At 59.2% G+C, this 22,634-nt stretch carries 19 protein-coding genes; 18 read left to right on the top strand and 1 reads right to left on the bottom strand.

From position 1 onward, the window contains the following. Positions 1–22 precede the first annotated feature (22 nt). Positions 23–316: a cold shock domain-containing protein gene (locus ACM6IN_RS09100; RefSeq protein WP_414893783.1), complete on the top strand. Its 294-nt coding sequence runs from the start codon at positions 23–25 to the stop codon at positions 314–316. Positions 317–402: 86 nt separating this feature from the next. Here the strand turns inward: ACM6IN_RS09100 and icd are convergent, their stop codons facing one another. Beyond that, positions 403–1,659, bottom strand: a complete 1,257-nt coding sequence (gene icd, locus ACM6IN_RS09095; RefSeq protein WP_007920207.1) for an NADP-dependent isocitrate dehydrogenase — start codon at positions 1,657–1,659, stop codon at positions 403–405. A 481-nt stretch (positions 1,660–2,140) separates the two neighbouring features. On the opposite strand from icd, the gene ACM6IN_RS09090 reads away from it, so the two are divergent. The 17 genes from ACM6IN_RS09090 to nuoI all read left to right on the top strand — a co-directional run bounded on the left by ACM6IN_RS09090 (position 2,141) and on the right by nuoI (position 22,630). Then, positions 2,141–4,366, top strand: a complete 2,226-nt coding sequence (locus ACM6IN_RS09090) for an NADP-dependent isocitrate dehydrogenase (RefSeq protein WP_007920205.1) — start codon at positions 2,141–2,143, stop codon at positions 4,364–4,366. 205 nt (positions 4,367–4,571) lie between these two features. Further along, positions 4,572–5,018, top strand: coding sequence for an NUDIX hydrolase (locus ACM6IN_RS09085; protein ID WP_007920203.1), 447 nt, complete (start codon positions 4,572–4,574; stop codon positions 5,016–5,018). Positions 5,019–5,077: 59 nt separating this feature from the next. Further along, positions 5,078–6,202: a tRNA 2-thiouridine(34) synthase MnmA gene (mnmA, locus tag ACM6IN_RS09080; protein WP_047601682.1), complete on the top strand. Its 1,125-nt coding sequence runs from the start codon at positions 5,078–5,080 to the stop codon at positions 6,200–6,202. Further along, complete coding sequence (hflD, locus tag ACM6IN_RS09075) at positions 6,199–6,822, top strand: high frequency lysogenization protein HflD (protein ID WP_007920199.1); 624 nt, start codon at positions 6,199–6,201, stop codon at positions 6,820–6,822. The genes mnmA and hflD overlap by 4 nt, the downstream gene beginning before the upstream one ends. A gap of 127 nt (positions 6,823–6,949) precedes the next feature. Further along, complete coding sequence (purB, locus tag ACM6IN_RS09070) at positions 6,950–8,320, top strand: adenylosuccinate lyase (protein ID WP_003223822.1); 1,371 nt, start codon at positions 6,950–6,952, stop codon at positions 8,318–8,320. A gap of 86 nt (positions 8,321–8,406) precedes the next feature. Further along, on the top strand, positions 8,407–9,576 hold the full coding sequence (locus ACM6IN_RS09065; RefSeq protein ID WP_414915824.1) for a JmjC domain-containing protein: 1,170 nt from the start codon (positions 8,407–8,409) through the stop codon (positions 9,574–9,576). Next, on the top strand, positions 9,569–9,994 hold the full coding sequence (locus ACM6IN_RS09060; RefSeq protein ID WP_034155132.1) for a GNAT family N-acetyltransferase: 426 nt from the start codon (positions 9,569–9,571) through the stop codon (positions 9,992–9,994). The genes ACM6IN_RS09065 and ACM6IN_RS09060 overlap by 8 nt, the downstream gene beginning before the upstream one ends. 215 nt (positions 9,995–10,209) lie before the next feature. Next, positions 10,210–10,971 carry a secretin N-terminal domain-containing protein gene (locus ACM6IN_RS09055; protein WP_414915823.1) on the top strand — a complete coding sequence of 254 codons (762 nt, stop codon included), beginning with the start codon at positions 10,210–10,212 and terminating at the stop codon, positions 10,969–10,971. A 473-nt stretch (positions 10,972–11,444) separates the two neighbouring features. Further along, entirely contained in the window at positions 11,445–12,770 is a 1,326-nt protein-coding gene (aceA, locus tag ACM6IN_RS09050) for an isocitrate lyase (RefSeq protein WP_007920195.1), read from the top strand. 635 nt (positions 12,771–13,405) lie between these two features. Beyond that, positions 13,406–13,819, top strand: coding sequence for an NADH-quinone oxidoreductase subunit A (locus tag ACM6IN_RS09045; RefSeq protein WP_003223812.1), 414 nt, complete (start codon positions 13,406–13,408; stop codon positions 13,817–13,819). Between the two features lie 10 nt (positions 13,820–13,829). Then, positions 13,830–14,504, top strand: coding sequence for a NuoB/complex I 20 kDa subunit family protein (locus tag ACM6IN_RS09040; protein WP_007920192.1), 675 nt, complete (start codon positions 13,830–13,832; stop codon positions 14,502–14,504). A gap of 74 nt (positions 14,505–14,578) precedes the next feature. Next, positions 14,579–16,363, top strand: coding sequence for an NADH-quinone oxidoreductase subunit C/D (gene nuoC, locus ACM6IN_RS09035; RefSeq protein WP_007920189.1), 1,785 nt, complete (start codon positions 14,579–14,581; stop codon positions 16,361–16,363). A gap of 2 nt (positions 16,364–16,365) precedes the next feature. After that, complete coding sequence (gene nuoE / locus ACM6IN_RS09030; protein WP_007920186.1) at positions 16,366–16,863, top strand: NADH-quinone oxidoreductase subunit NuoE; 498 nt, start codon at positions 16,366–16,368, stop codon at positions 16,861–16,863. Then, complete coding sequence (gene nuoF, locus ACM6IN_RS09025) at positions 16,860–18,215, top strand: NADH-quinone oxidoreductase subunit NuoF (RefSeq protein ID WP_007920184.1); 1,356 nt, start codon at positions 16,860–16,862, stop codon at positions 18,213–18,215. The genes nuoE and nuoF overlap by 4 nt, the downstream gene beginning before the upstream one ends. Positions 18,216–18,351: 136 nt before the next feature. After that, on the top strand, positions 18,352–21,066 hold the full coding sequence (nuoG, locus tag ACM6IN_RS09020; RefSeq protein WP_414915822.1) for an NADH-quinone oxidoreductase subunit NuoG: 2,715 nt from the start codon (positions 18,352–18,354) through the stop codon (positions 21,064–21,066). Continuing rightward, positions 21,063–22,070, top strand: a complete 1,008-nt coding sequence (gene nuoH, locus ACM6IN_RS09015; protein WP_007920179.1) for an NADH-quinone oxidoreductase subunit NuoH — start codon at positions 21,063–21,065, stop codon at positions 22,068–22,070. Before nuoG ends, nuoH begins: the two co-directional genes overlap by 4 nt. An 11-nt stretch (positions 22,071–22,081) precedes the next feature. Next, positions 22,082–22,630 carry an NADH-quinone oxidoreductase subunit NuoI gene (nuoI, locus tag ACM6IN_RS09010; RefSeq protein ID WP_007920177.1) on the top strand — a complete coding sequence of 183 codons (549 nt, stop codon included), beginning with the start codon at positions 22,082–22,084 and terminating at the stop codon, positions 22,628–22,630. Positions 22,631–22,634 lie beyond the last annotated feature (4 nt).

Raw genomic sequence — 22,634 nt, 5'->3', positions numbered from 1 at the left:
TCTGTTGCAGAGGGATTTGAGCATGGCTGTCGGCAAGGTGAAATGGTTCAACAATGCCAAGGGATTCGGCTTTATCAATACCGACGCCCGTGAAGGCCGCGATGAGGATGGCAAAGAGATCGACTTTTTTGCTCATTTTTCTCAGATTAAGATGGACGGATACAAAACCCTTAAGGCCGGGCAGGCGGTGGTTTTCAGCATTATCCAAGGCCCCAAGGGGCTGCATGCCGTAAACATCCAGTCAGTCGAACCATCCAGTGCCATTGATAGTGCAGCTGTCAGCGCTGCTGCCGCTGCCGCAACTGCCAAAGCGTGAGCTGACTGATCTTCACCTGAATATCCCAAGCAATAAAAAACCGCCTGACTCAATGAAGAATCAGGCGGTTTTTACGTGCCCGCGTTTTACATATGCGAAATCAGCGCATCGCCAAAGCCCGAAGACGAAACCAGCTTGGCCCCGTCCATCAGACGCTCAAAGTCATAGGTCACAGTCTTGGCCGAAATAGCGCCGTTGGTGCCCTTGATGATCAGATCCGCCGCCTCAGTCCAGCCCATGTGGCGCAGCATCATTTCTGCCGAGAGAATCAGCGAACCCGGGTTGACCTGATCCTTGCCGGCGTACTTCGGCGCCGTACCGTGGGTCGCTTCGAACATCGCCACGGTGTCGGACAGGTTGGCGCCCGGCGCGATACCGATACCGCCCACTTCCGCCGCCAAAGCGTCGGAGAGGTAGTCGCCGTTGAGGTTGAGGGTCGCGATCACATCGTATTCGGCCGGGCGCAGCAGGATCTGCTGGAGCATGGCGTCGGCGATGGCATCCTTGACCACAACATTCTTGCCGGTTTTCGGGTTTTTGAACTGCATCCACGGGCCGCCGTCGAGCAGGGTCGCGCCGAATTCTTCGGCGGCCACTTCGTAGGCCCACTCTTTGAAGGCACCTTCGGTGAACTTCATGATGTTGCCTTTGTGCACGATGGTCAGCGAATCGCGGTCGTTGTCGACCACATATTGCAGGGCCTTGCGCGCCAGGCGCTTGGTGCCTTCCAGCGAAACCGGCTTGACGCCGATGCCGCAGTTTTCGTCGAAACGGATTTTGGTGACGCCCATTTCTTCTTTAAGGAATTTGATGACTTTGGTGGCTTCCGGCGAACCGGCCTTCCACTCAATACCGGCATAGATGTCTTCGGAGTTCTCGCGGAAGATGGTCATGTCGACGTCGCCAGGCTTTTTCACCGGGCTTGGCACGCCTTCGAACCAGCGCACCGGGCGCAGGCAGACGTACAGGTCGAGTTGCTGACGCAGGGCCACGTTCAGCGAGCGGATGCCGCCACCGACCGGCGTGGTCAGCGGGCCTTTGATGGAAACCACATAATCCTTGACAGCATCGAGAGTTTCCTGAGGCAGCCAGGTGTCCTGATCGTAAACCTGAGTGGCTTTTTCCCCGGCGTAGACTTCCATCCAGGAAATCTTGCGTTTACCGCCGTATGCCTTTTGAACTGCAGCATCGACAACCTTGATCATCACCGGGCTGATGTCGACACCAATGCCGTCACCTTCGATGAAGGGGATGATCGGGTTATCAGGAACATTGAGAGAATGGTCTGCATTGACGGTGATTTTGTCGCCGACGGCTGGAACCTGAATCTTCTTGTAACCCATGCTGAACTCCATTGTTTGGATTGAACATCTGGCTTGGTTCGAGCGTAACCCAGTTAAATCAACACGCAAACCCTCTGTTCGTGGCGCGGCTACATCTCGTTTCGTACAAGCCTGAAAGCAAAGGGAAAAGCGCCAAACTCAAGCATTCGCGACGACTCTACGCCCCACCCCGCCCTGCGACCTTTAGACCAATGGACGAGAATCGTTGCATATGAACCATCGGCAGATTGCCAGCTACCTATGTATAATGCCGCCCGCTGACCACAGGGTCACGACGGCTGGCCTCTCTAGCACGAGACTTTCCGCCTGATTGGTCGGGTTGTTACCGCAGTCCGACTGCTTGACGCTCTACTGATGCACCCAACATCACCGCGAAGAATCTCGACATTCGGTTCATGGATGACTTTGAACGAACGCGCTTACCCGGCGCCCCTCGAGTTTCTGCGCACGCTTTAGCAAAGAAGAGAGAGTTAATCCGAATATGCCCACCCGCTCGAAGATCATCTATACCTTCACCGACGAAGCTCCAGCCCTCGCCACCTATTCCCTGCTGCCGATCATCGAGGCGTACACCGCTTCGGCCGATATCGCCGTGGAAACCCGCGATATCTCTCTTGCAGCACGTATTCTGGCCAGCTTCCCCGAGCAACTGGGCGACAAAGCCGTAGCCGACCACCTCGCCGAACTGGGCGACCTGGCCGTTACGCCTGAAGCCAACATCATCAAGCTGCCGAACATCAGCGCTTCGGTGCCACAGCTGCAAGCCGCGATCAAAGAACTGCAAGCTCAGGGTTACAACCTCCCGGATTACCCGGAAACCGTGACCAGCGACGCCGACAAAGACGCCAAGGCGCGTTACGACAAGGTCAAGGGCAGCGCCGTGAACCCGGTTCTGCGTGAAGGCAACTCCGACCGTCGCGCACCGCTGTCGGTTAAAAACTACGCTCGCAAGCACCCGCACAAAATGGGCGCCTGGGCCAAAGACTCCAAGTCCCACGTCGCTCACATGAGCACCGGCGATTTCTACGGCAGCGAAAAAGCTGCTCTGATCGACGCCGCTGACGCCGTGAAGATCGAGCTGATCGCCAAGGACGGTACTGCTACCGTTCTGAAAGAAAAAACCACCGTTCAGGCCGGCGAGATCCTCGACTGCGCCGTGATGAGCAAAAACGCCCTGCGCGCGTTCATCGCTGCTGAAATCGAAAGCGCCAAGGCTCAAGGCGTGCTGCTCTCGGTTCACCTGAAAGCGACCATGATGAAGGTCTCCGACCCGATCATGTTCGGCCAGATCGTTGCCGAGTTCTACAAAGACGCCCTGACCAAGCACGCTGACGTGCTGGCCGAGATCGGCTTCAACCTGAACAACGGCATCGGCGATCTGTACGCGCGCATCAAGGCCCTGCCGGCCGAGCAGCAAGCGCAGATCGAAGCCGACATGGCCGCGGTCTACGCCGCTCGTCCATCGCTGGCGATGGTCAACTCCGACAAAGGCATCACCAACCTGCACGTGCCGAGCGACGTCATCGTCGACGCCTCGATGCCGGCAATGATCCGTGACTCCGGCAAAATGTGGGGCACCGACGGTCAGTTGCACGACACCAAGGCGGTGATCCCGGATCGCTGCTACGCGACCATCTACCAGGCTGTGATCGAAGATTGCAAAGCCAATGGCGCTTTCGATCCGACCACCATGGGCAGCGTGCCAAACGTTGGCCTGATGGCGAAGAAAGCCGAAGAGTACGGCTCGCACGACAAGACTTTCCAGATCAAGGCTGACGGCGTGGTTCGCGTCACCGACAGCAAGGGCAACCTGCTGATGGAACAGGCTGTTGAAGCCGGCGACATCTTCCGCATGTGCCAGACCAAAGACGCGCCGATCCAGGACTGGGTCAAACTGGCCGTCAACCGTGCTCGCGCAAGCGCAACTCCAGCGATCTTCTGGCTGGACCCGATGCGCGCTCACGACGGCGTAGTGATCGAGAAGGTTCAGGCTTACCTGAAGGATCACGACACTGCCGGTCTGGACATCCAGATCATGGCGCCGGTCGACGCGATGAAGTACACCCTGCAGCGCACCCGCGAAGGCAAGGACACCATTTCGGTGACCGGCAACGTACTGCGTGACTACCTGACCGACCTGTTCCCGATCATGGAACTGGGCACCAGCGCCAAGATGCTGTCGATCGTGCCGCTGATGAACGGCGGCGGCCTGTTCGAAACCGGCGCCGGCGGTTCGGCTCCGAAGCACGTGCAGCAACTGGTTGAAGAAAACTTCCTGCGCTGGGATTCGCTGGGCGAGTTCCTCGCACTGGCAGCGTCCCTTGAGCATCTGGGCGTGAACTACAACAACCCGAAAGCACTGGTGCTGTCGAAAACCCTGGACCAGGCCACTGGCCAGTTCCTCGACAACAACAAGTCGCCATCGCGTAAAGTCGGCAACATCGACAACCGCGGCAGCCACTTCTACCTGGCGATGTACTGGGCTCAGGCCCTCGCTGCCCAGACTGAAGACGCTGCACTGCAAGCGCAGTTCGCGACCCTGGCAAAAACCCTGACCGAGAACGAAGCAACCATCGTTGCCGAGCTCAACGCCGTTCAGGGCAAGCCAGTCGACATCGGCGGTTACTACCACGCCAATGCCGAGCTGATCAGCAAGGCCATGCGCCCAAGCGCAACCCTCAACGCGGCGATTGCTGCGCTGGTTTAAGGTTGTAAAGGGAACATCACAAACCCCGGCCTCGTGCCGGGGTTTGTGTTTCCGGGCTTTATGATCACCACAAAACCCTGTGGGAGCTGGCTTGCCAGCGATAGCGATGGATCAGTCACCTTCAATGCTGAATGATAGGCCGCCATCGCTGGCAAGCCAGCTCCCACAGGGATCGGGTTCCAATATTCAAAAACGAGGACACCGTATGGAATGGCTCCCCCACATCACCGTCGCCACCATCGTCGAGGATAACGGTCGCTTCCTGATGGTTGAAGAACACAAGGCCGGGCGTAACGTACTCAACCAGCCCGCCGGCCATCTCGATCCGGACGAAACCCTGATTGATGCCGCCGTGCGCGAGACCCTCGAAGAAACCGGCTGGGACGTCGAGCCCACCGGCGTGATCGGCATTTACTTGTACACCGCACCGAGCAATGGCGTGACCTACCAGCGCGTGTGCTTCAGCGCCAAAGCCGTGCAACATCACGCTGATTACCAACTCGACGACGGTATCGTCGGCGCCAAGTGGCTGACCCGCGACGAATTAATTGCTCAGCGCGACAACTGGCGCAGCGAGCTGATCATCCGCTGCATCGACGATTATCTGGCCGGCCATCACTTCAGCCTCGAACTGATCCGCCCTTCTCTTTAGCCTTGAGGCCGCGAGCCTGCTAGAATCGCGTCCTTTTTCAAGACACTCATTGAATCCCTATGCGTGATCCAGCCCCTTCTGACACATCCAAGAAGCGCGTCATTGTCGGCATGTCCGGCGGCGTGGACTCTTCCGTTTCCGCTCTCCTGCTGATCGAGCAGGGCTTTGAAGTGGAAGGCCTGTTCATGAAGAACTGGGAAGAAGACGACGGAACGGAATACTGCACCGCCATGGACGACCTGGCGGATGCTCAGGCTGTCTGCGACAAAATCGGTATCAAACTGCACACCGCCAACTTCGCTGCAGAATACTGGGACAACGTGTTCGAGCACTTCCTCGCCGAATACAAGGCCGGCCGCACGCCGAACCCGGACATCCTGTGCAACCGCGAAATCAAGTTCAAGGCGTTCCTCGACTACGCCATGATGCTCGGCGCCGACCTGATTGCCACCGGCCACTACGTGCGCCGCCGCGACATTGATGGCCGCACCGAACTGCTCAAAGGCCTCGATCCGAACAAGGATCAGAGCTATTTCCTGCACGCCGTTGGCGGCGAACAGATTGCCAAGACCCTGTTCCCGGTCGGCGAACTGGAAAAGCCGGAAGTGCGCGCAATTGCCGAGAAGTACGAGCTGGCGACCGCCAAGAAGAAGGATTCCACCGGGATCTGCTTTATCGGCGAGCGGCGTTTCAGCGACTTCCTCAAGCAATACCTGCCGGCGCAACCGGGCGAAATCAAAACCACCGAAGGTGAAGTCATTGGCCGTCACCACGGCTTGATGTACCACACCATCGGTCAGCGCCAGGGCCTCGGCATCGGCGGTTTGAAAGACGCCGGCGATGAGCCGTGGTACGTGCTGCGCAAGGATCTCGACAGCAACGAGCTGATCGTCGGCCAGGGCAACAACCATCCATGGCTGTTCTCCAGCGCCCTGCTCGCTTCGGAAATCTATTGGGTCAACCCGATCGACCTGAGCCAGCCGCTGCGCCTGACCGCGAAAGTGCGTTATCGCCAGAGCGACCAGGCCTGCACTCTGGAAAAAACCGCCAGCGGCTACCGCGCTGTGTTCGACGAGCCGCAACGCGCGGTGACGCCGGGCCAATCCGTGGTGTTCTATGACGGTGAAATCTGCCTCGGTGGCGGCGTGATCGAAGTGGCCGAACCGTGGAGCGGCCAGGCATGAGCCCGACTCAGGAGCAACTGACGGCGCTGGGCGGTGTGTTTCTCGCCGCCGTACTGGTCGACCGGATCGCCAAGACCGGGCAGACCAGCGAGGCCGGCCTGACCTGCATGCTCGGCAGCCTGTTGGTGCGCGACCCGAAAGACACGCTGGACGTCTACGGCGGCGATGACCTCAATCTGCGCGAAGGCTATCGAGCGCTGATCGGTGCACTGGAACGCGACCCAAGCACGCTGCAACGCGAGCCATTGCGCTACGCCCTGTCGATGCTCGGCCTGGAACGTCAACTGGCCAAGCGCGACGACATGCTCGACACCATCGGCAAGCGCTTGCCGCAGATCCAGTCGCAGGTCGAGCATTTCGGCCCGGCCCACGAAAACGTGGTCGCGGCTTGCGGCGCGCTGTATCAGGACACCCTGAGCACCCTGCGCCAACGTATTCAGGTGCACGGCGACATGCGCAACCTGCAGCAGCCGAGCAATGCCTCGAAAATCCGCGCCCTGCTCCTTGCCGGTATCCGTTCGGCACGTCTGTGGCGGCAGCTCGGCGGCCATCGCTGGCAGTTGGTGATCAGCCGACGCAAGCTGCTCAAAGAGCTGTATCCGTTGATGCGCAGCGAGTAAAACGCCGCGCAATAAAAGCTTTGTAGTCTGTAACGCGTAATACGCCGGTCAGTTGGCAACGGACCGGCGGATTTTTTCATGTATGATACGCGCCCCATTTCGTTGCCCGACTGTCCGAGAACACCCCATGCAGCTTTCTTCGCTCACTGCGGTTTCCCCTGTTGACGGCCGCTACGCCGGCAAAACCCAGGCCCTGCGCCCGATTTTCAGCGAGTACGGTTTGATCCGTGCCCGTGTTCTGGTTGAAGTGCGCTGGCTCCAGCGCCTGGCCGCCCACGCGGGTATCCCTGAAGTGCCAGCCTTCTCCGCCGAGGCCAACGCCGTTCTCAATGAACTGGCTGAAAACTTCTCGCTGGAGCACGCCGAGCGCGTCAAAGAGATCGAGCGCACCACCAACCACGACGTCAAAGCGATCGAATACCTGCTCAAAGAGCAGGCGGCCAAGTTGCCGGAGCTGGCCAAGGTCAGCGAGTTCATCCACTTTGCCTGCACCAGCGAAGACATCAACAACCTGTCCCACGCCCTGATGCTGCGCGAAGGCCGTGACGACGTGATGCTGCCGCTGATGCGCCAGACCGCCAACGCCATCCGCGAACTGGCCATCCGTTTCGCTGACGTGCCGATGCTGTCGCGCACCCACGGCCAACCAGCCTCCCCGACGACTTTGGGTAAAGAGCTGGCGAACGTGGTTTACCGTCTCGAGCGTCAGATCGCTCAAGTCGCTGCCGTGCCGCTGCTGGGCAAAATCAACGGCGCCGTCGGCAACTACAACGCACACCTGTCGGCCTATCCGCAGATCGACTGGGAAGCCAACGCCCGCGCCTTCATCGAAGACGAGCTGGGCCTGGGCTTCAACCCGTACACCACGCAGATCGAACCGCACGACTACATCGCCGAACTGTTCGACGCGATCGCGCGCTTCAACACCATCCTGATCGACTTCGACCGTGACATCTGGGGCTATATCTCCCTGGGTTATTTCAAGCAGCGCACCATCGCTGGCGAAATCGGTTCGTCGACCATGCCGCACAAGGTCAACCCGATCGACTTCGAAAACTCCGAAGGCAACCTGGGTATCGCCAACGCGCTGTTCCAGCACCTGGCGAGCAAACTGCCGATCTCCCGCTGGCAGCGCGACCTGACCGACTCCACCGTACTGCGCAACCTCGGTGTTGGCTTCGCCCACAGCGTGATCGCCTACGAAGCCAGCCTCAAAGGCATCAGCAAACTGGAGCTCAACGAGCAGAAGATTGCCGCTGACCTCGACGCTTGCTGGGAAGTGTTGGCCGAGCCGATCCAGACCGTGATGCGCCGCTACAACATCGAAAACCCGTACGAGAAGCTGAAAGAACTGACCCGCGGCAAGGGCATCAGCCCGGAAGCGTTGCAGACTTTCATCGATGGTCTGGACATGCCTGCCGAAGCGAAAGCCGAGCTCAAGCAACTGACCCCGGCCAACTACATCGGCAACGCTGTAGCGCAAGCCAAACGCATCTGATCGACCGCTTGATCCGTTTGAGACGCCCGGCCGCGCCGGGCGTTTTTATTCCCGTCTGAAAAGTGCTTTTTTTCAATAGGTTACATATGAATTCCGATATTCCTCTTCAACTTCTGGGCGGCCTCACTGCACGCGAATTCCTGCGCGACTACTGGCAGAAAAAGCCACTGCTGATCCGTCAGGCGATTCCTGACTTCGAAAGCCCGATCGACGCCGACGAACTGGCCGGCCTGGCCCTGGAAGAAGAAGTCGAATCGCGCCTGGTGATCGAGCACGGCGAGCGTCCATGGGAACTGCGTCGCGGCCCGTTCGCTGAAGACGAGTTCAGCAAATTGCCGGAAAAAGAGTGGACCTTGCTGGTGCAAGCGGTCGACCAATTCGTGCCGGAAGTCAGCGAGTTGCTGGAAAACTTCCGCTTCCTGCCGAGCTGGCGCGTCGATGACGTGATGATCAGCTTCGCCGCCCCGGGTGGCAGCGTTGGTCCGCACTTCGACAACTACGACGTGTTCCTGCTGCAAGGCCACGGCAAGCGCAACTGGAAAATCGGCCAGATGTGCGACTCCGAGAGCCCGCTGTTGCAACACGCGGACCTGCGCATCCTCGCTGAATTCCACGAGACCGAAGAGTGGGTACTGGAACCGGGCGACATGCTCTACCTGCCGCCGCGTCTGGCTCACTGCGGTGTCGCGGTCGACAACTGCATGACCTACTCGGTCGGTTTCCGTGCGCCAAGCGCTTCCGAAGTGCTGACTCACTTCACCGACTTCCTCAGCCAGTTCCTGACTGACGAAGAGCGCTACACCGATGCCGACGCACAGCCAGCAGCCGATCCGCACCAGATTCAACAAGACGCACTGGATCGCCTGAAAGCGCTGCTCGCCGAGCACATGAGCGACGAGCGCCTGCTGCTGACCTGGTTCGGCCAGTACATGACCGAACCGCGTTATCCGGAGCTGGTGGCTGGCCCGGAAGAAATCGAAGAAGAAGACTTCCTCGCCGCCCTGCAGGATGGCGCCATCCTGATCCGCAACCCGAGTGCGCGCCTGGCCTGGTCGGAAGTCGATGACGACCTGCTGCTGTTCGCCAGCGGCCAGAGCCGTTACCTGCCGGGCAAGCTGCGCGAACTGCTGAAGCTGATCTGCGCCGCTGATGCCCTGCACACCGACAACCTCGGTGAGTGGCTGAACGACGAAGACGCTTGCGGCCTGCTGTGCCAGTTGGTCAAGCAAGGGAGCCTGGGGTTCGCCGATGAATAAGATTCGCGTACGTGTCGCAGACTGGCAGAAGGACATCGCCGAGATCCGGCGCATTCGTGAAACGGTGTTTATCGCCGAGCAATCGGTGCCACCTGAGCTGGAATGGGACGCGGACGACGCGACCGCCGTGCATTTTCTGGCGTTTGAAGGCGACTTTCCGATTGGCACTGCGCGCTTGTTGCCCGACGGGCACATTGGCCGCGTTTCGGTGCTGAAAGACTGGCGCGGGATGAAGGTCGGTGATGCGCTGATGCAAGCGGTCATTGCTGAAGCTGAAGAACGTGGGTTGAAGCAGCAGATGCTCAGTGCTCAGGTTCAAGCCACGGCGTTCTATGAGCGCTTGGGTTTCAGCCTGGTCAGCGAGGAATTCCTCGAAGCCGGGATTCCGCATGTCGATATGGTTCGCCATTCGGCTTAAGACCGCGGCGCGGCGATCGCGAGCAGGCTCACTCCTACAATTGAAATGCGATTCCCTGTAGGAGTGAGCCTGCTCGCGATGGCGCCCGCAAGAACACCACAAAACGCCCCGACATCCGCCGATGCCGGGGCGTTTTGCTGTCTACGATTCAACTTGCCCCACCCCAGGCCGACAAACTGGCAATATCAAGCCTTTCGAAAGCGGAGATAACGGACATGTCCCTACGCACCCTGCTCACCACCCTGCTGCTCGGTTGCAGTTTTTCGGTGATGGCAGCCACAGAAATCGTGCCCCTCAATTACCGCACCAGCGCCGACATGCTGCCGATGGCACAAGACTTCCTCGGCAAGGACGGTCAGGTCAGCGCCTACGGCAACCAGCTGATCATCAAGGCCGAGCCGGACAAGATTCAGGAACTCAAGGCGCTGATCAGCCAACTGGACACTGCGCCCAAGCGCTTGCTGATCAGCGTCGACACCAATGAAAACAATGGCCGTGGCGATGAAGGCTATGCGGTCAACGGCGCCCAGCCGAATCAGACCCGTATCATCAGCCGCAGCACCACCAGCCGCGAAGGCGGCGTCCAGCAGGTGCAGGCCACCGATGGCATGCCCGCGCTGATTCAGGTTGGCCAGAGCGTGCCGATCACCAATGTTCAGAGCGACTCCTACGGCGGTTACAACAGCCAAACCCAATACCGCAACGTCACCCAGGGTTTCTATGTCACCGCCAGCGTCACCGGCGACATCGTTCACCTGGCGATCAGTACCAACCGTGACCGTATGAGCCAGGAACGTCCCGATGTAGTGAACGTGCAAAGCACCGACACAACTGTCAGCGGACGTCTCGGCGAATGGATCACCCTTGCCGGCGTCAATCGCCAGACCCAAGCCGACAAACAGGGCCTGACCCGCAGCTACTCGACTCAAGGCCGGGATGACATGACCTTGCGGGTGAAAGTCGACGCCTTGGACTAAAGCACCGAAAACTGACTGATTAGTCGTATTAGACGAAAGATGTAGTGCTTTAAAAAAAGCACTACAAAACGTTTGACGGGGTAAAAAAGCGAAGGCATGATGGCCTCGCTCCCGCTAATCAGAGGCCCTGGCAAGGGCCTTCGAAGCGACGTTCGCACCTACCCCGCGAACCGCTTCGTGTCTGTACCGCCCACAAGGTGTGTTTGACGAGGTTGCCGACTGGAACGAAGTTGTCCCGAGGGACGGAAGCGTATTTAGGTAACCCGGCTTCACACTGTAGACCGTATAAAGGCCCACGACGCCCGAATGCGCCCGCAGTCCGCCACTACCTGCTCACTTCCCCTCGAGCCCATCGTTCATCCCGTCGCCTACCCCGCCGAATCCGACTTGACCACCTAAGCTTCTGGTCAGCGAGCGCAGGAATTTTCCACCGCAGAACAACTTTTCATAAAGACGCGACGAGGTTTATCTCCATGGCACTGACACGCGAACAGCAAATTGCAGCCCTCGAAAAAGACTGGGCTGAAAACCCGCGCTGGAAAGGCGTGACACGCACTTACTCCGCTGCTGACGTCGTCCGTCTGCGTGGCTCGGTTCAACCTGAGCACACCTTTGCAAAAATGGGCGCCGACAAGCTGTGGAACCTGGTCACCCAGGGTGCCAAGCCGTCCTTCCGTCCTGAGAAAGATTTCGTCAACTGCATGGGCGCCCTGACCGGCGGCCAGGCTGTTCAACAGGTTAAAGCCGGTATCCAGGCAATCTACCTGTCGGGCTGGCAAGTGGCTGCGGACAACAACTCCGCAGAATCCATGTACCCGGACCAGTCGCTGTACCCGGTGGATTCGGTTCCAACCGTGGTCAAGCGCATCAACAATTCGTTCCGTCGTGCTGACCAGATCCAGTGGAAAGCCGGCAAGAACCCGGGCGACGATGGCTACATCGACTACTTCGCACCGATCGTGGCTGACGCTGAAGCCGGTTTCGGCGGCGTGCTGAACGCCTACGAGCTGATGAAGAGCATGATCGAAGCAGGCGCCGCCGGCGTTCACTTCGAAGACCAACTGGCTTCCGTGAAGAAGTGTGGTCACATGGGCGGCAAAGTACTGGTTCCGACTCAGGAAGCCGTACAGAAGCTGACCGCTGCGCGTCTGGCTGCTGACGTTGCCGGCACCCCGACCATCATCCTGGCCCGTACCGACGCCAACGCTGCTGACCTGCTGACCTCCGATTGCGACCCGTACGACCAGCCGTTCGTGACTGGCGAGCGCACTCAGGAAGGTTTCTACAAGGTCCGTGCCGGCCTCGATCAAGCCATCGCTCGTGGCCTGGCTTATGCGCCGTACGCCGACCTGATCTGGTGCGAAACCGCCAAGCCGGATCTGGACGAGGCTCGTCGCTTCGCCGAAGCGATCAAAAAGGAATACCCGGACCAACTGCTGTCGTACAACTGCTCGCCTTCCTTCAACTGGAAGAAAAACCTGGACGACGCGACCATCGCCAAGTTCCAGCGCGAACTGTCCGCCATGGGTTACAAGCACCAGTTCATCACCCTGGCCGGCATTCACAACATGTGGCACAGCATGTTCAACCTGGCGCACGACTACGCCCGCAACGACATGACTGCCTACGTGAAACTGCAAGAGCAGGAGTTCGCTGACGCCGCCAAGGGTTACACCTTCGTGGCTCACCAGCAGGAAGTGGGCACCGGCTACTTCGACGACATGACCACTGTGATCCAGGGTGGCTCGTCCTCGGTAACCGCACTGACCGGTTCGACTGAAGAAGAACAGTTCCACTGATTCGGCTTCGCTGAGCAAACGGCCTTTGCGGATCGTATAGAAAGCTAACCGCAGAGCCGCAAAACTGACGCCCCGACTGGTTCGGGGCGTTTTTTTTGCCCCCGGAAAACACATCCTCCCCTGTAGGAGCTGCCGAAGGCTGCGATCTTTTGACTTTGTTTTTTCAGAATCAAAAGCAGGATCAAAAGATCGCAGCCTTCGGCAGCTCCTACAGGAATCGGTGGCGTTCGGAGAAAACATTGATCCAGCGCGGTACATCCGTCAGAAAAATCCGCTAAAACGGGCGCCGTCGCTACTTGCAGTAACGTGCAAGTAAGACAACTTCCCAACTGACATCCCGTTAAACAGTTACAAAACCCCTGCAAACGATATCAATTATCATTTAGCCGCAACTATGTTCGTTACATTCCCTACAAAACATTATTTGCATAAACCCGCCTAATGCCCGCAACGCATGGGCTGCAGGGCATTGGAGATGCGCTATGTCCTTATTCCAATAAATAATTTCGCTATAGGAATTTTACTTGCAGGGTGTTTAGCCATAAAATCAGCGCGATTGATTGCTGCGACATATCGTCACTGCCTATTTCTTTATCAAGCTCAGAGACCTTTGCTCTCTGTTAAGGATTACCAGCATGCCCGAAGCGACAGGACTCATGGCCCACAACTGGGGCTTTGCCATTTTCCTTCTGGGTGTCGTCGGCCTGTGTGCCTTCATGCTTGGCGTCTCCAGCCTCCTTGGGTCAAAAGCCTGGGGTCGCAGCAAAAACGAACCGTTCGAGTCCGGCATGCTACCTACCGGTGGCGCCCGCTTGCGGCTCTCAGCCAAATTCTATCTGGTCGCGATGCTCTTCGTGATCTTCGATATCGAAGCCCTCTTTCTCTTTGCATGGTCTGTGTCCGTCCGCGAAAGCGGCTGGACCGGATTCGTCGAAGCTCTCGTTTTCATAGCAATTCTGTTGGCAGGTCTTGTCTACCTGTTCCGAGTGGGCGCCCTTGACTGGGCTCCGGAAGCTCGTCGCAAGCGGCAGGCGAAGCTGAAACAATGAGGCTTTGGCAATGCAATACAATCTCACCAGGATCGACCCCGATGCTCCTAACGAGCAATATCCGATTGGCGAACGGGAAACCGTTTCCGATCCGTTAGAAGATCAAGTTCACAAAAACATTTTCATGGGCAAGCTGGAAGACGTGCTGAGTGGCGCGGTCAACTGGGGACGTAAGAACTCCCTGTGGCCGTACAACTTCGGCTTGTCGTGCTGCTATGTGGAAATGACCACCGCCTTCACGGCGCCCCACGACATCGCGCGCTTTGGCGCCGAAGTGATCCGGGCATCGCCGCGTCAGGCCGACTTCATGGTTATCGCCGGTACCTGCTTCATCAAGATGGCGCCGATCATCCAGCGTCTCTACGAGCAGATGCTCGAGCCGAAATGGGTTATCTCCATGGGTTCGTGCGCTAACTCCGGTGGCATGTACGACATCTACTCTGTGGTTCAAGGGGTGGACAAGTTCCTGCCCGTGGACGTCTACGTACCTGGCTGCCCTCCTCGTCCGGAAGCATTTCTGCAAGGCTTGATGCTGTTGCAGGAATCGATCGGCAAGGAGCGTCGTCCGCTTTCCTGGGTCGTTGGCGATCAAGGCGTTTATCGCGCCGACATGCCTTCGCAAAAAGAAGAGCGCCGCGAACAGCGAATCGCAGTCACCAACCTGCGCAGCCCTGACGAAGTCTGATCCAGATCTGTTCTTACAAAAGAAACGAGAAGCTGGCTTCATTCTTTACGTTGACCGAAAGCGAAAAAATAACCATGACTACAGGCAGTGCTCTGTACATCCCGCCTTATAAGGCAGACGACCAGGATGTGGTCGTTGAATTGAACAACCGTTTTGGCGCCGAAGCGTTCACCGCTCAGTCGACCCGTACCGGCATGCCGGTACTGTGGGTCGCGCGCGCCAGGCTCGTTGAAGTCCTGACTTTCCTGCGCAACCTGCCCAAGCCGTACGTCATGCTCTATGACCTGCACGGCGTGGACGAGCGTCTGCGCACCAAGCGTCAAGGGCTGCCGAGTGACGCTGAGTTCACCGTGTTCTATCACCTCATGTCGCTGGAGCGTAATAGTGACGTGATGATCAAGGTCGCCTTGTCCGAGAGCGACCTCAGCTTGCCGACCGTCACCAGCATCTGGCCGAACGCCAACTGGTACGAGCGTGAAGTCTGGGACATGTTCGGTATCGACTTCAAAGGTCACCCGCACCTGTCGCGCATCATGATGCCGCCGACCTGGGAAGGTCACCCGCTGCGCAAGGACTTCCCTGCGCGCGCCACCGAATTCGATCCGTACAGCCTCAACCTCGCCAAGCAACAGCTTGAGGAAGAAGCCGCGCGTTTCCGTCCTGAAGACTGGGGCATGAAGCGCTCCGGCCCGAACGAGGACTACATGTTCCTCAACTTGGGTCCGAACCACCCTTCGGCGCACGGTGCGTTCCGCATCATTCTGCAACTGGACGGTGAAGAGATCGTCGACTGCGTACCGGACATCGGTTACCACCACCGTGGTGCCGAGAAGATGGCCGAGCGTCAGTCGTGGCACAGCTTCATTCCGTACACCGACCGTATCGACTACCTCGGCGGCGTGATGAACAACCTGCCGTACGTGCTCTCGGTCGAGAAGCTGGCCGGCATCAAGGTGCCTGAAAAGGTCGACGTCATCCGCATCATGATGGCCGAGTTCTTCCGGATCACCAGCCACCTGCTGTTCCTCGGGACTTACATCCAGGACGTCGGTGCGATGACCCCGGTGTTCTTCACCTTCACCGACCGCCAGAAGGCGTACACGGTGATTGAAGCCATTACCGGTTTCCGTCTGCACCCGGCCTGGTACCGCATCGGTGGCGTCGCCCACGACCTGCCGCGCGGCTGGGAAAAACTGGTGAAAGACTTCGTTGAATGGCTGCCAAAACGCCTCGACGAATACACCAAGGCTGCCCTGCAGAACAGCATCCTCAAGGGTCGTACCATCGGCGTCGCCCAGTACAACACCAAAGAAGCCCTGGAATGGGGTGTCACCGGTGCTGGCCTGCGTTCGACCGGTTGCGATTTCGACCTGCGTAAGGCGCGTCCGTACTCCGGCTACGAGAACTTCGAGTTCGAAGTACCGCTGGCTGCCAACGGCGATGCCTACGACCGCTGCATGGTTCGCGTCGAAGAAATGCGCCAGAGCATCAAGATCATCGACCAGTGCATGCGCAACATGCCGGAAGGCCCGTACAAGGCGGATCACCCGCTGACCACGCCGCCGCCGAAAGAACGCACGCTGCAGCACATCGAAACCTTGATCACGCACTTCCTGCAAGTTTCGTGGGGCCCGGTGATGCCGGCCAACGAATCCTTCCAGATGATCGAAGCGACCAAGGGCATCAACAGTTATTACCTGACGAGCGACGGCGGCACCATGAGCTACCGTACCCGGATCCGCACTCCAAGCTTCCCGCATCTGCAACAGATCCCTTCGGTGATCAAAGGCAGCATGGTCGCGGACATGATTGCGTACCTGGGTAGTATCGATTTCGTTATGGCCGACGTGGACCGCTAAGCATGAACAGCACGCTTATCCAGACAGACCGTTTCACCCTCAGTGAAACCGAGCGCTCGGCCATCGAGCACGAGCTGCATCACTACGAAGACCCGCGCGCGGCGTCGATCGAAGCCCTGAAGATCGTTCAGAAAGAACGCGGCTGGGTGCCGGATGGCGCCCTGTACGCGATCGGCGAGATCCTCGGCATCCCGGCCAGCGACGTTGAAGGTGTGGCGACGTTCTATAGCCAGATTTTCCGTCAGCCGGTTGGCCGTCACATCATTCGCGTCTGCGACAGCATGGTCTGCTACATCGGCGGCCACGAGTCGGTGGTCAGCGAAATCCAGAACAATCTGGGCATCGGCCTGGGTCAGACCACCACCGACGGTCGTTTCACCCTGCTGCCGGTCTGCTGCCTCGGCAACTGCGACAAGGCACCGGCGCTGATGATCGACGACGACACCTTTGGTGATGTGCAGCCTGCTGGCGTCGCCAAACTGCTCGAGGGCTACGTATGACCCTGACATCTTTCGGCCCGGCCAACCGCATTCAGCGTTCGGCCGAGACTCACCCGCTGACCTGGCGTCTGCGTGACGACGGCGAAGCCGTTTGGCTCGACGAATACCAGGCCAAGAACGGTTACGCTGCGGCGCGCAAAGCCTTCGCCGACATGGATCAGGACGCCATCGTCCAGACCGTGAAAGACGCAGGCTTGAAAGGTCGCGGCGGTGCAGGCTTCCCCACGGGCGTGAAGTGGGGCCTGATGCCCAAAGACGAATCCATCAACATCCGCTACCTGCTGTGCAACGCGGATGAAATGGAGCCGAACACCTGGAAAGACCGCATGCTGATGGAGCAACTGCCCCATCTGCTGATCGAAGGCATGCTGATCAGTGCTCGCGCGCTGAAAACCTACCGTGGCTACATCTTCCTGCGTGGCGAGTACACCACCGCCGCCAAGCACCTCAACCGTGCCGTGGAAGAAGCCAAGGCTGCGGGCCTGCTGGGCAAGAACATTCTCGGCAGCGGTTTTGATTTCGAGCTGTTCGTCCACACCGGCGCCGGGCGTTATATCTGCGGTGAAGAAACCGCACTGATCAACTCCCTCGAAGGCCGCCGCGCCAACCCGCGCTCCAAGCCGCCCTTCCCTGCCGCCGTCGGCGTGTGGGGCAAGCCGACCTGCGTGAACAACGTAGAGACCCTGTGCAACGTGCCGGCGATCATTGCCGACGGCGTTGACTGGTACAAATCGTTGGCGCGTGAAGGCAGCGAAGACATGGGCACCAAGCTCATGGGCTTCTCCGGCAAAGTCAAAAATCCGGGCCTGTGGGAACTGCCATTCGGCGTCACCGGTCGCGAGTTGTTCGAAGACTACGCCGGCGGCATGCGCGACGGCTTCAAGCTCAAGGCCTGGCAGCCAGGCGGCGCCGGTACCGGTTTCCTTCTGCCAGAACACCTCGACGCGCAAATGTATGCCGGCGGCATCGCCAAAGTGGGCACCCGTATGGGTACCGGCCTGGCCATGGCGGTGGACGACAGCGTCAACATGGTCTCCTTGCTGCGCAACATGGAGCAGTTCTTCGCTCGCGAGTCGTGCGGTTTCTGCACCCCGTGCCGTGATGGTTTGCCATGGAGCGTCAAGCTCTTGATGGCCATCGAACAAGGCCGTGGTCAGCCAGGCGACATCGAGACCCTGCTGGGTCTGGTCAACTTCCTCGGCCCGGGCAAGACCTTCTGTGCTCACGCACCGGGTGCCGTGGAGCCGTTGGGCAGTGCCATCAAATACTTCCGTCCAGAGTTCGAAGCCGGTATCGCGCCAGTCAGCGCCGCCGTCCCGCCTCTGGCAAGGCCGATCGTAATCGGCGCGTAAACGCTTAAAAAGGCGAAGGGTCCGTGCCCTTCGCCTTTCGTCCGATGACGCCTTTCGGGGCTGACTGGATTCGGACGGATAACAAGATTCCATTAGCCACGCCCGCTGACACCGGGCCAACGAAGACCTTTGAACCATGGCCACTATCCACGTAGACGGCAAAGCGCTCGAAGTCGACGGGGCAGACAACCTGTTACAGGCATGTCTGTCGCTGGGCCTCGACATCCCTTATTTCTGCTGGCACCCCGCGCTTGGTAGCGTCGGGGCTTGCCGCCAGTGCGCGGTCAAGCAGTACACCGACGAGAACGACACCCGTGGTCGCATCGTCATGTCCTGCATGACCCCGGCCACCGACAACACCTGGATCTCCATCGACGATGAAGAATCCAAGGCGTTCCGCGCCAGTGTTGTCGAATGGCTGATGACCAACCACCCGCACGACTGCCCTGTGTGCGAAGAAGGCGGTCATTGCCACCTGCAAGACATGACAGTAATGACCGGCCACAACGAGCGCCGTTATCGCTTCACCAAACGCACCCACCAGAACCAGCAACTGGGCCCGTTCATTTCCCACGAAATGAACCGCTGCATCGCTTGCTACCGCTGCGTGCGTTTCTACAAGGATTACGCTGGCGGCACCGACCTCGGTGTGTTCGGCGCCCACGACAACGTGTACTTCGGTCGCGTTGAAGACGGCACCCTCGAAAGCGAGTTCTCCGGCAACCTCACCGAGGTCTGCCCGACCGGTGTGTTCACCGACAAGACTCACTCCGAGCGTTACAACCGTAAATGGGACATGCAGTTCGCGCCGAGCATCTGCCATGGCTGCTCGAGCGGTTGCAACATCTCTCCGGGCGAGCGTTACGGCGAACTGCGTCGCATCGAAAACCGTTTCAACGGTTCGGTGAACCAGTACTTCCTGTGCGACCGTGGCCGTTTCGGTTATGGCTACGTCAACCGCACCGACCGTCCTCGTCAGCCACTGCTGGCCGACGGCACCAAGCTCGGTCTGGATGCTGCGCTGGATAAAGCTGCTGATCTGCTGCGCGGGCGCAACATCGTCGGTATCGGTTCGCCGCGTGCCAGCCTCGAAAGCAACTACGCGTTGCGCGAACTGGTCGGCGCCGAGCACTTCTACTCGGGTATCGAAGCCTCCGAACTGGAGCGCATCCGTCTGGTCCTGCAAGTGCTGAAAGACAGCCCGCTGCCAGTGCCGAACATGCGCGACATTGAAGACCACGACGCGATTTTCGTGCTCGGTGAAGACCTGACCCAGACCGCCGCCCGCGTGGCGCTGTCGCTGCGTCAATCGGTCAAAGGCAAAGCTGAAGACATGGCCGAAGCCATGCGCGTTCAGCCTTGGCTCGACGCGGCGGTGAAGAACATCGGTCAGCACGCGCTGAACCCGCTGTTCATCGCCAGCCTGGCGGAAACCAAGCTCGACGACATCGCTGAAGAATGCGTACACGCTGCTCCGGATGACCTGGCGCGCATCGGTTTCGCCGTTGCTCATGCTCTGGACGCCAGCGCCCCGGCCGTTGAAGGTCTGGACGCTGAAGCACTGGAACTGGCTCAGCGCATCGCTGACGCCCTGCTCGCTGCAAAACGTCCGCTGATCATCGCCGGTACTTCGCTGGGCTCCAAAGCCTTGATCGAAGCCGCGGCGAACATCGCCAAGGCGCTGAAGCTGCGCGAGAAGAACGGTTCGATCAGCCTGATCGTGCCGGAAGCCAACAGCCTTGGTCTGGCCATGCTCGGTGGCGAATCGGTCGACGCGGCTCTGCAAGCAGTGATCGACGGCAAGGCTGACGCGATCGTTGTACTGGAAAACGATCTGTACACCCGCACCGCCAAAGAGAAAGTCGATGCCGCACTGAACGCTGCGCAAGTGGTGATCGTTGCTGACCATCAGAAGACGGCTACCAGCGACCGCGCGCACTTGGTTCTGCCAGCCGCAAGCTTCGCTGAAGGCGACGGTACGCTGGTCAGCCAGGAAGGTCGCGCGCAGCGCTTCTTCCAGGTTTTCGACCCGCAATACATGGATGCGAGCATCCTGGTTCACGAAGGCTGGCGCTGGCTGCACGCCCTGCGCGCGACCCTGCTGAACCAGCCAATCGACTGGACGCAACTCGACCACGTCACCGCTGCCGTTGCTTCGAGCACCGAGCAACTGGCGCGTATCGTCGACGCTGCACCGTCCGCCGCGTTCCGCATCAAGGGTCTGAAACTGGCGCGTGAGCCGCTGCGTTATTCCGGTCGCACCGCGATGCGCGCCGACATCAGCGTTCACGAACCACGCACCCCGCAAGACAAAGACACCGCGTTCGCCTTCTCCATGGAAGGTTACTCGGGCTCTGCCGAACCGCGTCAGCAAGTGCCATTTGCATGGTCGCCGGGCTGGAACTCGCCACAAGCGTGGAACAAGTTCCAAGACGAAGTCGGTGGCCACATCCGTGCAGGCGACCCGGGCACCCGCCTGATCGAAAGCAACGGCGATTCGCTGAACTGGTTCGCTGCCGCACCGCGCGCGTTCAACCCGGCGCCGGGCACCTGGCAAGCCGTGCCGTTCTTCCACCTGTTCGGCAGCGAAGAAAACTCTTCGAAAGCCGCGCCGGTTCAAGAGCGTATTCCGGCTCCGTACGTTGCTCTGGCCAAGTCCGAAGCGGATCGTCTGGGCGTCAACGACGGTGCACTGCTGAGCCTGAACGTGGCTGGTCAGACCCTGCGTCTGCCGCTGCGTATCAATGAAGAACTGGGCGCCGGTCTGGTGGCATTGCCTGCGGGCATCGCCGGCATTCCACCGGCATTCGCCGGCGTATCCGTCGACGGTCTGCAGGAGGCAGCGCAATGACCTGGTTCACCCCTGAAGTGATCGATGTGATCCTCTCGGTCGTCAAAGCCATCGTGATTCTGCTGGCCGTTGTGGTTGCAGGCGCGTTGCTCAGCTTTGTCGAACGTCGCCTGCTGGGCTGGTGGCAGGACCGTTACGGTCCGAACCGCGTTGGCCCGTTCGGTATGTTCCAGATCGCCGCCGACATGCTGAAGATGTTCTTCAAGGAAGACTGGACCCCGCCGTTTGCCGACAAGGTGATCTTCACCCTGGCACCGGTGGTGGCGATGTCCGCCTTGCTGATCGCCTTTGCGATTATCCCGATCACCCCGACCTGGGGCGTCGCGGATCTGAACATCGGCCTGCTGTTCTTCTTCGCCATGGCCGGTCTGTCGGTCTACGCGGTGCTGTTCGCCGGTTGGTCGAGCAACAACAAGTTCGCCCTGCTCGGCAGCTTGCGTGCGTCGGCGCAGACCGTGTCCTACGAAGTGTTCATGGGCCTGGCCCTGATGGGCATCGTGGTTCAGGTCGGCTCGTTCAACATGCGCGACATCGTCGAGTACCAAGCGCAGAACCTGTGGTTCATCATTCCGCAGTTCTTCGGCTTCTGTACCTTCTTCATCGCTGGCGTCGCCGTGACTCACCGTCACCCGTTCGACCAGCCGGAAGCGGAACAGGAACTGGCCGACGGTTACCACATTGAATACGCCGGTATGAAATGGGGCATGTTCTTCGTCGGTGAATACATCGGCATCATCCTGATCTCGGCGCTGCTGGTCACCCTGTTTTTCGGTGGCTGGCACGGTCCGTTCGGCATCCTGCCGCAACTGGCCTTCGTCTGGTTCGCACTGAAGACCGCGTTCTTCATCATGCTGTTCATCCTGCTGCGCGCTTCTATCCCGCGTCCGCGTTATGACCAGGTGATGGATTTCAGCTGGAAATTCTGCCTGCCACTGACCCTGATCAATTTGCTGGTGACCGCTGCGGTCGTGTTGTGGAACACGCCTGCAGTCGCGGTTCAGTGAGGATTTGACCCATGTTCAAATATATTGGCGACATCGTTAAGGGTACTGGTACCCAGTTGCGCAGCCTGGTCATGGTCTTCGGCCATGGTTTTCGCAAGCGCGACACCCTGCAATACCCGGAAGAAGCGGTCTACCTGCCACCACGCTACCGTGGTCGTATCGTCCTGACCCGTGACCCCGATGGCGAAGAGCGTTGCGTTGCCTGCAACCTGTGCGCCGTGGCTTGCCCGGTGGGTTGCATCTCGCTGCAGAAAGCTGAAACCGAAGACGGTCGCTGGTACCCGGACTTCTTCCGTATCAACTTCTCGCGCTGCATTTTCTGCGGTCTCTGCGAGGAAGCCTGTCCGACCACCGCGATCCAGCTGACACCGGATTTCGAGATGGCCGAGTTCAAACGTCAGGACCTGGTGTACGAGAAAGAAGATCTGCTGATCTCCGGCCCCGGCAAAAACCCTGATTACAACTTCTATCGTGTTGCAGGTATGGCAATCGCTGGCAAGCCGAAAGGCTCCGCGCAGAACGAAGCCGAACCGATCAACGTGAAGAGCTTGCTGCCTTAAGGAA

Source organism: Pseudomonas sp. IT-P395 (assembly GCF_949767675.1).
In the GTDB taxonomy this organism is placed as follows: domain Bacteria; phylum Pseudomonadota; class Gammaproteobacteria; order Pseudomonadales; family Pseudomonadaceae; genus Aquipseudomonas.
Note: the sequence above shows the minus strand (reverse complement) of the source record. Positions and strands in the feature narration are given on the sequence as shown.

Bases quoted from the DNA above. Each gene is read 5' to 3' on its own strand.
- ACM6IN_RS09100 (WP_414893783.1), top strand. From the start codon at position 23: ATGGCTGTCGGCAAGGTGAAATGGTTCAACAATGCCAAGGGATTCGGC.
- icd (WP_007920207.1), bottom strand. From the start codon at position 1,659: ATGGGTTACAAGAAGATTCAGGTTCCAGCCGTCGGCGACAAAATCACC.
- ACM6IN_RS09090 (WP_007920205.1), top strand. From the start codon at position 2,141: ATGCCCACCCGCTCGAAGATCATCTATACCTTCACCGACGAAGCTCCA.
- ACM6IN_RS09085 (WP_007920203.1), top strand. From the start codon at position 4,572: ATGGAATGGCTCCCCCACATCACCGTCGCCACCATCGTCGAGGATAAC.
- mnmA (WP_047601682.1), top strand. From the start codon at position 5,078: ATGCGTGATCCAGCCCCTTCTGACACATCCAAGAAGCGCGTCATTGTC.
- hflD (WP_007920199.1), top strand. From the start codon at position 6,199: ATGAGCCCGACTCAGGAGCAACTGACGGCGCTGGGCGGTGTGTTTCTC.
- purB (WP_003223822.1), top strand. From the start codon at position 6,950: ATGCAGCTTTCTTCGCTCACTGCGGTTTCCCCTGTTGACGGCCGCTAC.
- ACM6IN_RS09065 (WP_414915824.1), top strand. From the start codon at position 8,407: ATGAATTCCGATATTCCTCTTCAACTTCTGGGCGGCCTCACTGCACGC.
- ACM6IN_RS09060 (WP_034155132.1), top strand. From the start codon at position 9,569: ATGAATAAGATTCGCGTACGTGTCGCAGACTGGCAGAAGGACATCGCC.
- ACM6IN_RS09055 (WP_414915823.1), top strand. From the start codon at position 10,210: ATGTCCCTACGCACCCTGCTCACCACCCTGCTGCTCGGTTGCAGTTTT.
- aceA (WP_007920195.1), top strand. From the start codon at position 11,445: ATGGCACTGACACGCGAACAGCAAATTGCAGCCCTCGAAAAAGACTGG.
- ACM6IN_RS09045 (WP_003223812.1), top strand. From the start codon at position 13,406: ATGCCCGAAGCGACAGGACTCATGGCCCACAACTGGGGCTTTGCCATT.
- ACM6IN_RS09040 (WP_007920192.1), top strand. From the start codon at position 13,830: ATGCAATACAATCTCACCAGGATCGACCCCGATGCTCCTAACGAGCAA.
- nuoC (WP_007920189.1), top strand. From the start codon at position 14,579: ATGACTACAGGCAGTGCTCTGTACATCCCGCCTTATAAGGCAGACGAC.
- nuoE (WP_007920186.1), top strand. From the start codon at position 16,366: ATGAACAGCACGCTTATCCAGACAGACCGTTTCACCCTCAGTGAAACC.
- nuoF (WP_007920184.1), top strand. From the start codon at position 16,860: ATGACCCTGACATCTTTCGGCCCGGCCAACCGCATTCAGCGTTCGGCC.
- nuoG (WP_414915822.1), top strand. From the start codon at position 18,352: ATGGCCACTATCCACGTAGACGGCAAAGCGCTCGAAGTCGACGGGGCA.
- nuoH (WP_007920179.1), top strand. From the start codon at position 21,063: ATGACCTGGTTCACCCCTGAAGTGATCGATGTGATCCTCTCGGTCGTC.
- nuoI (WP_007920177.1), top strand. From the start codon at position 22,082: ATGTTCAAATATATTGGCGACATCGTTAAGGGTACTGGTACCCAGTTG.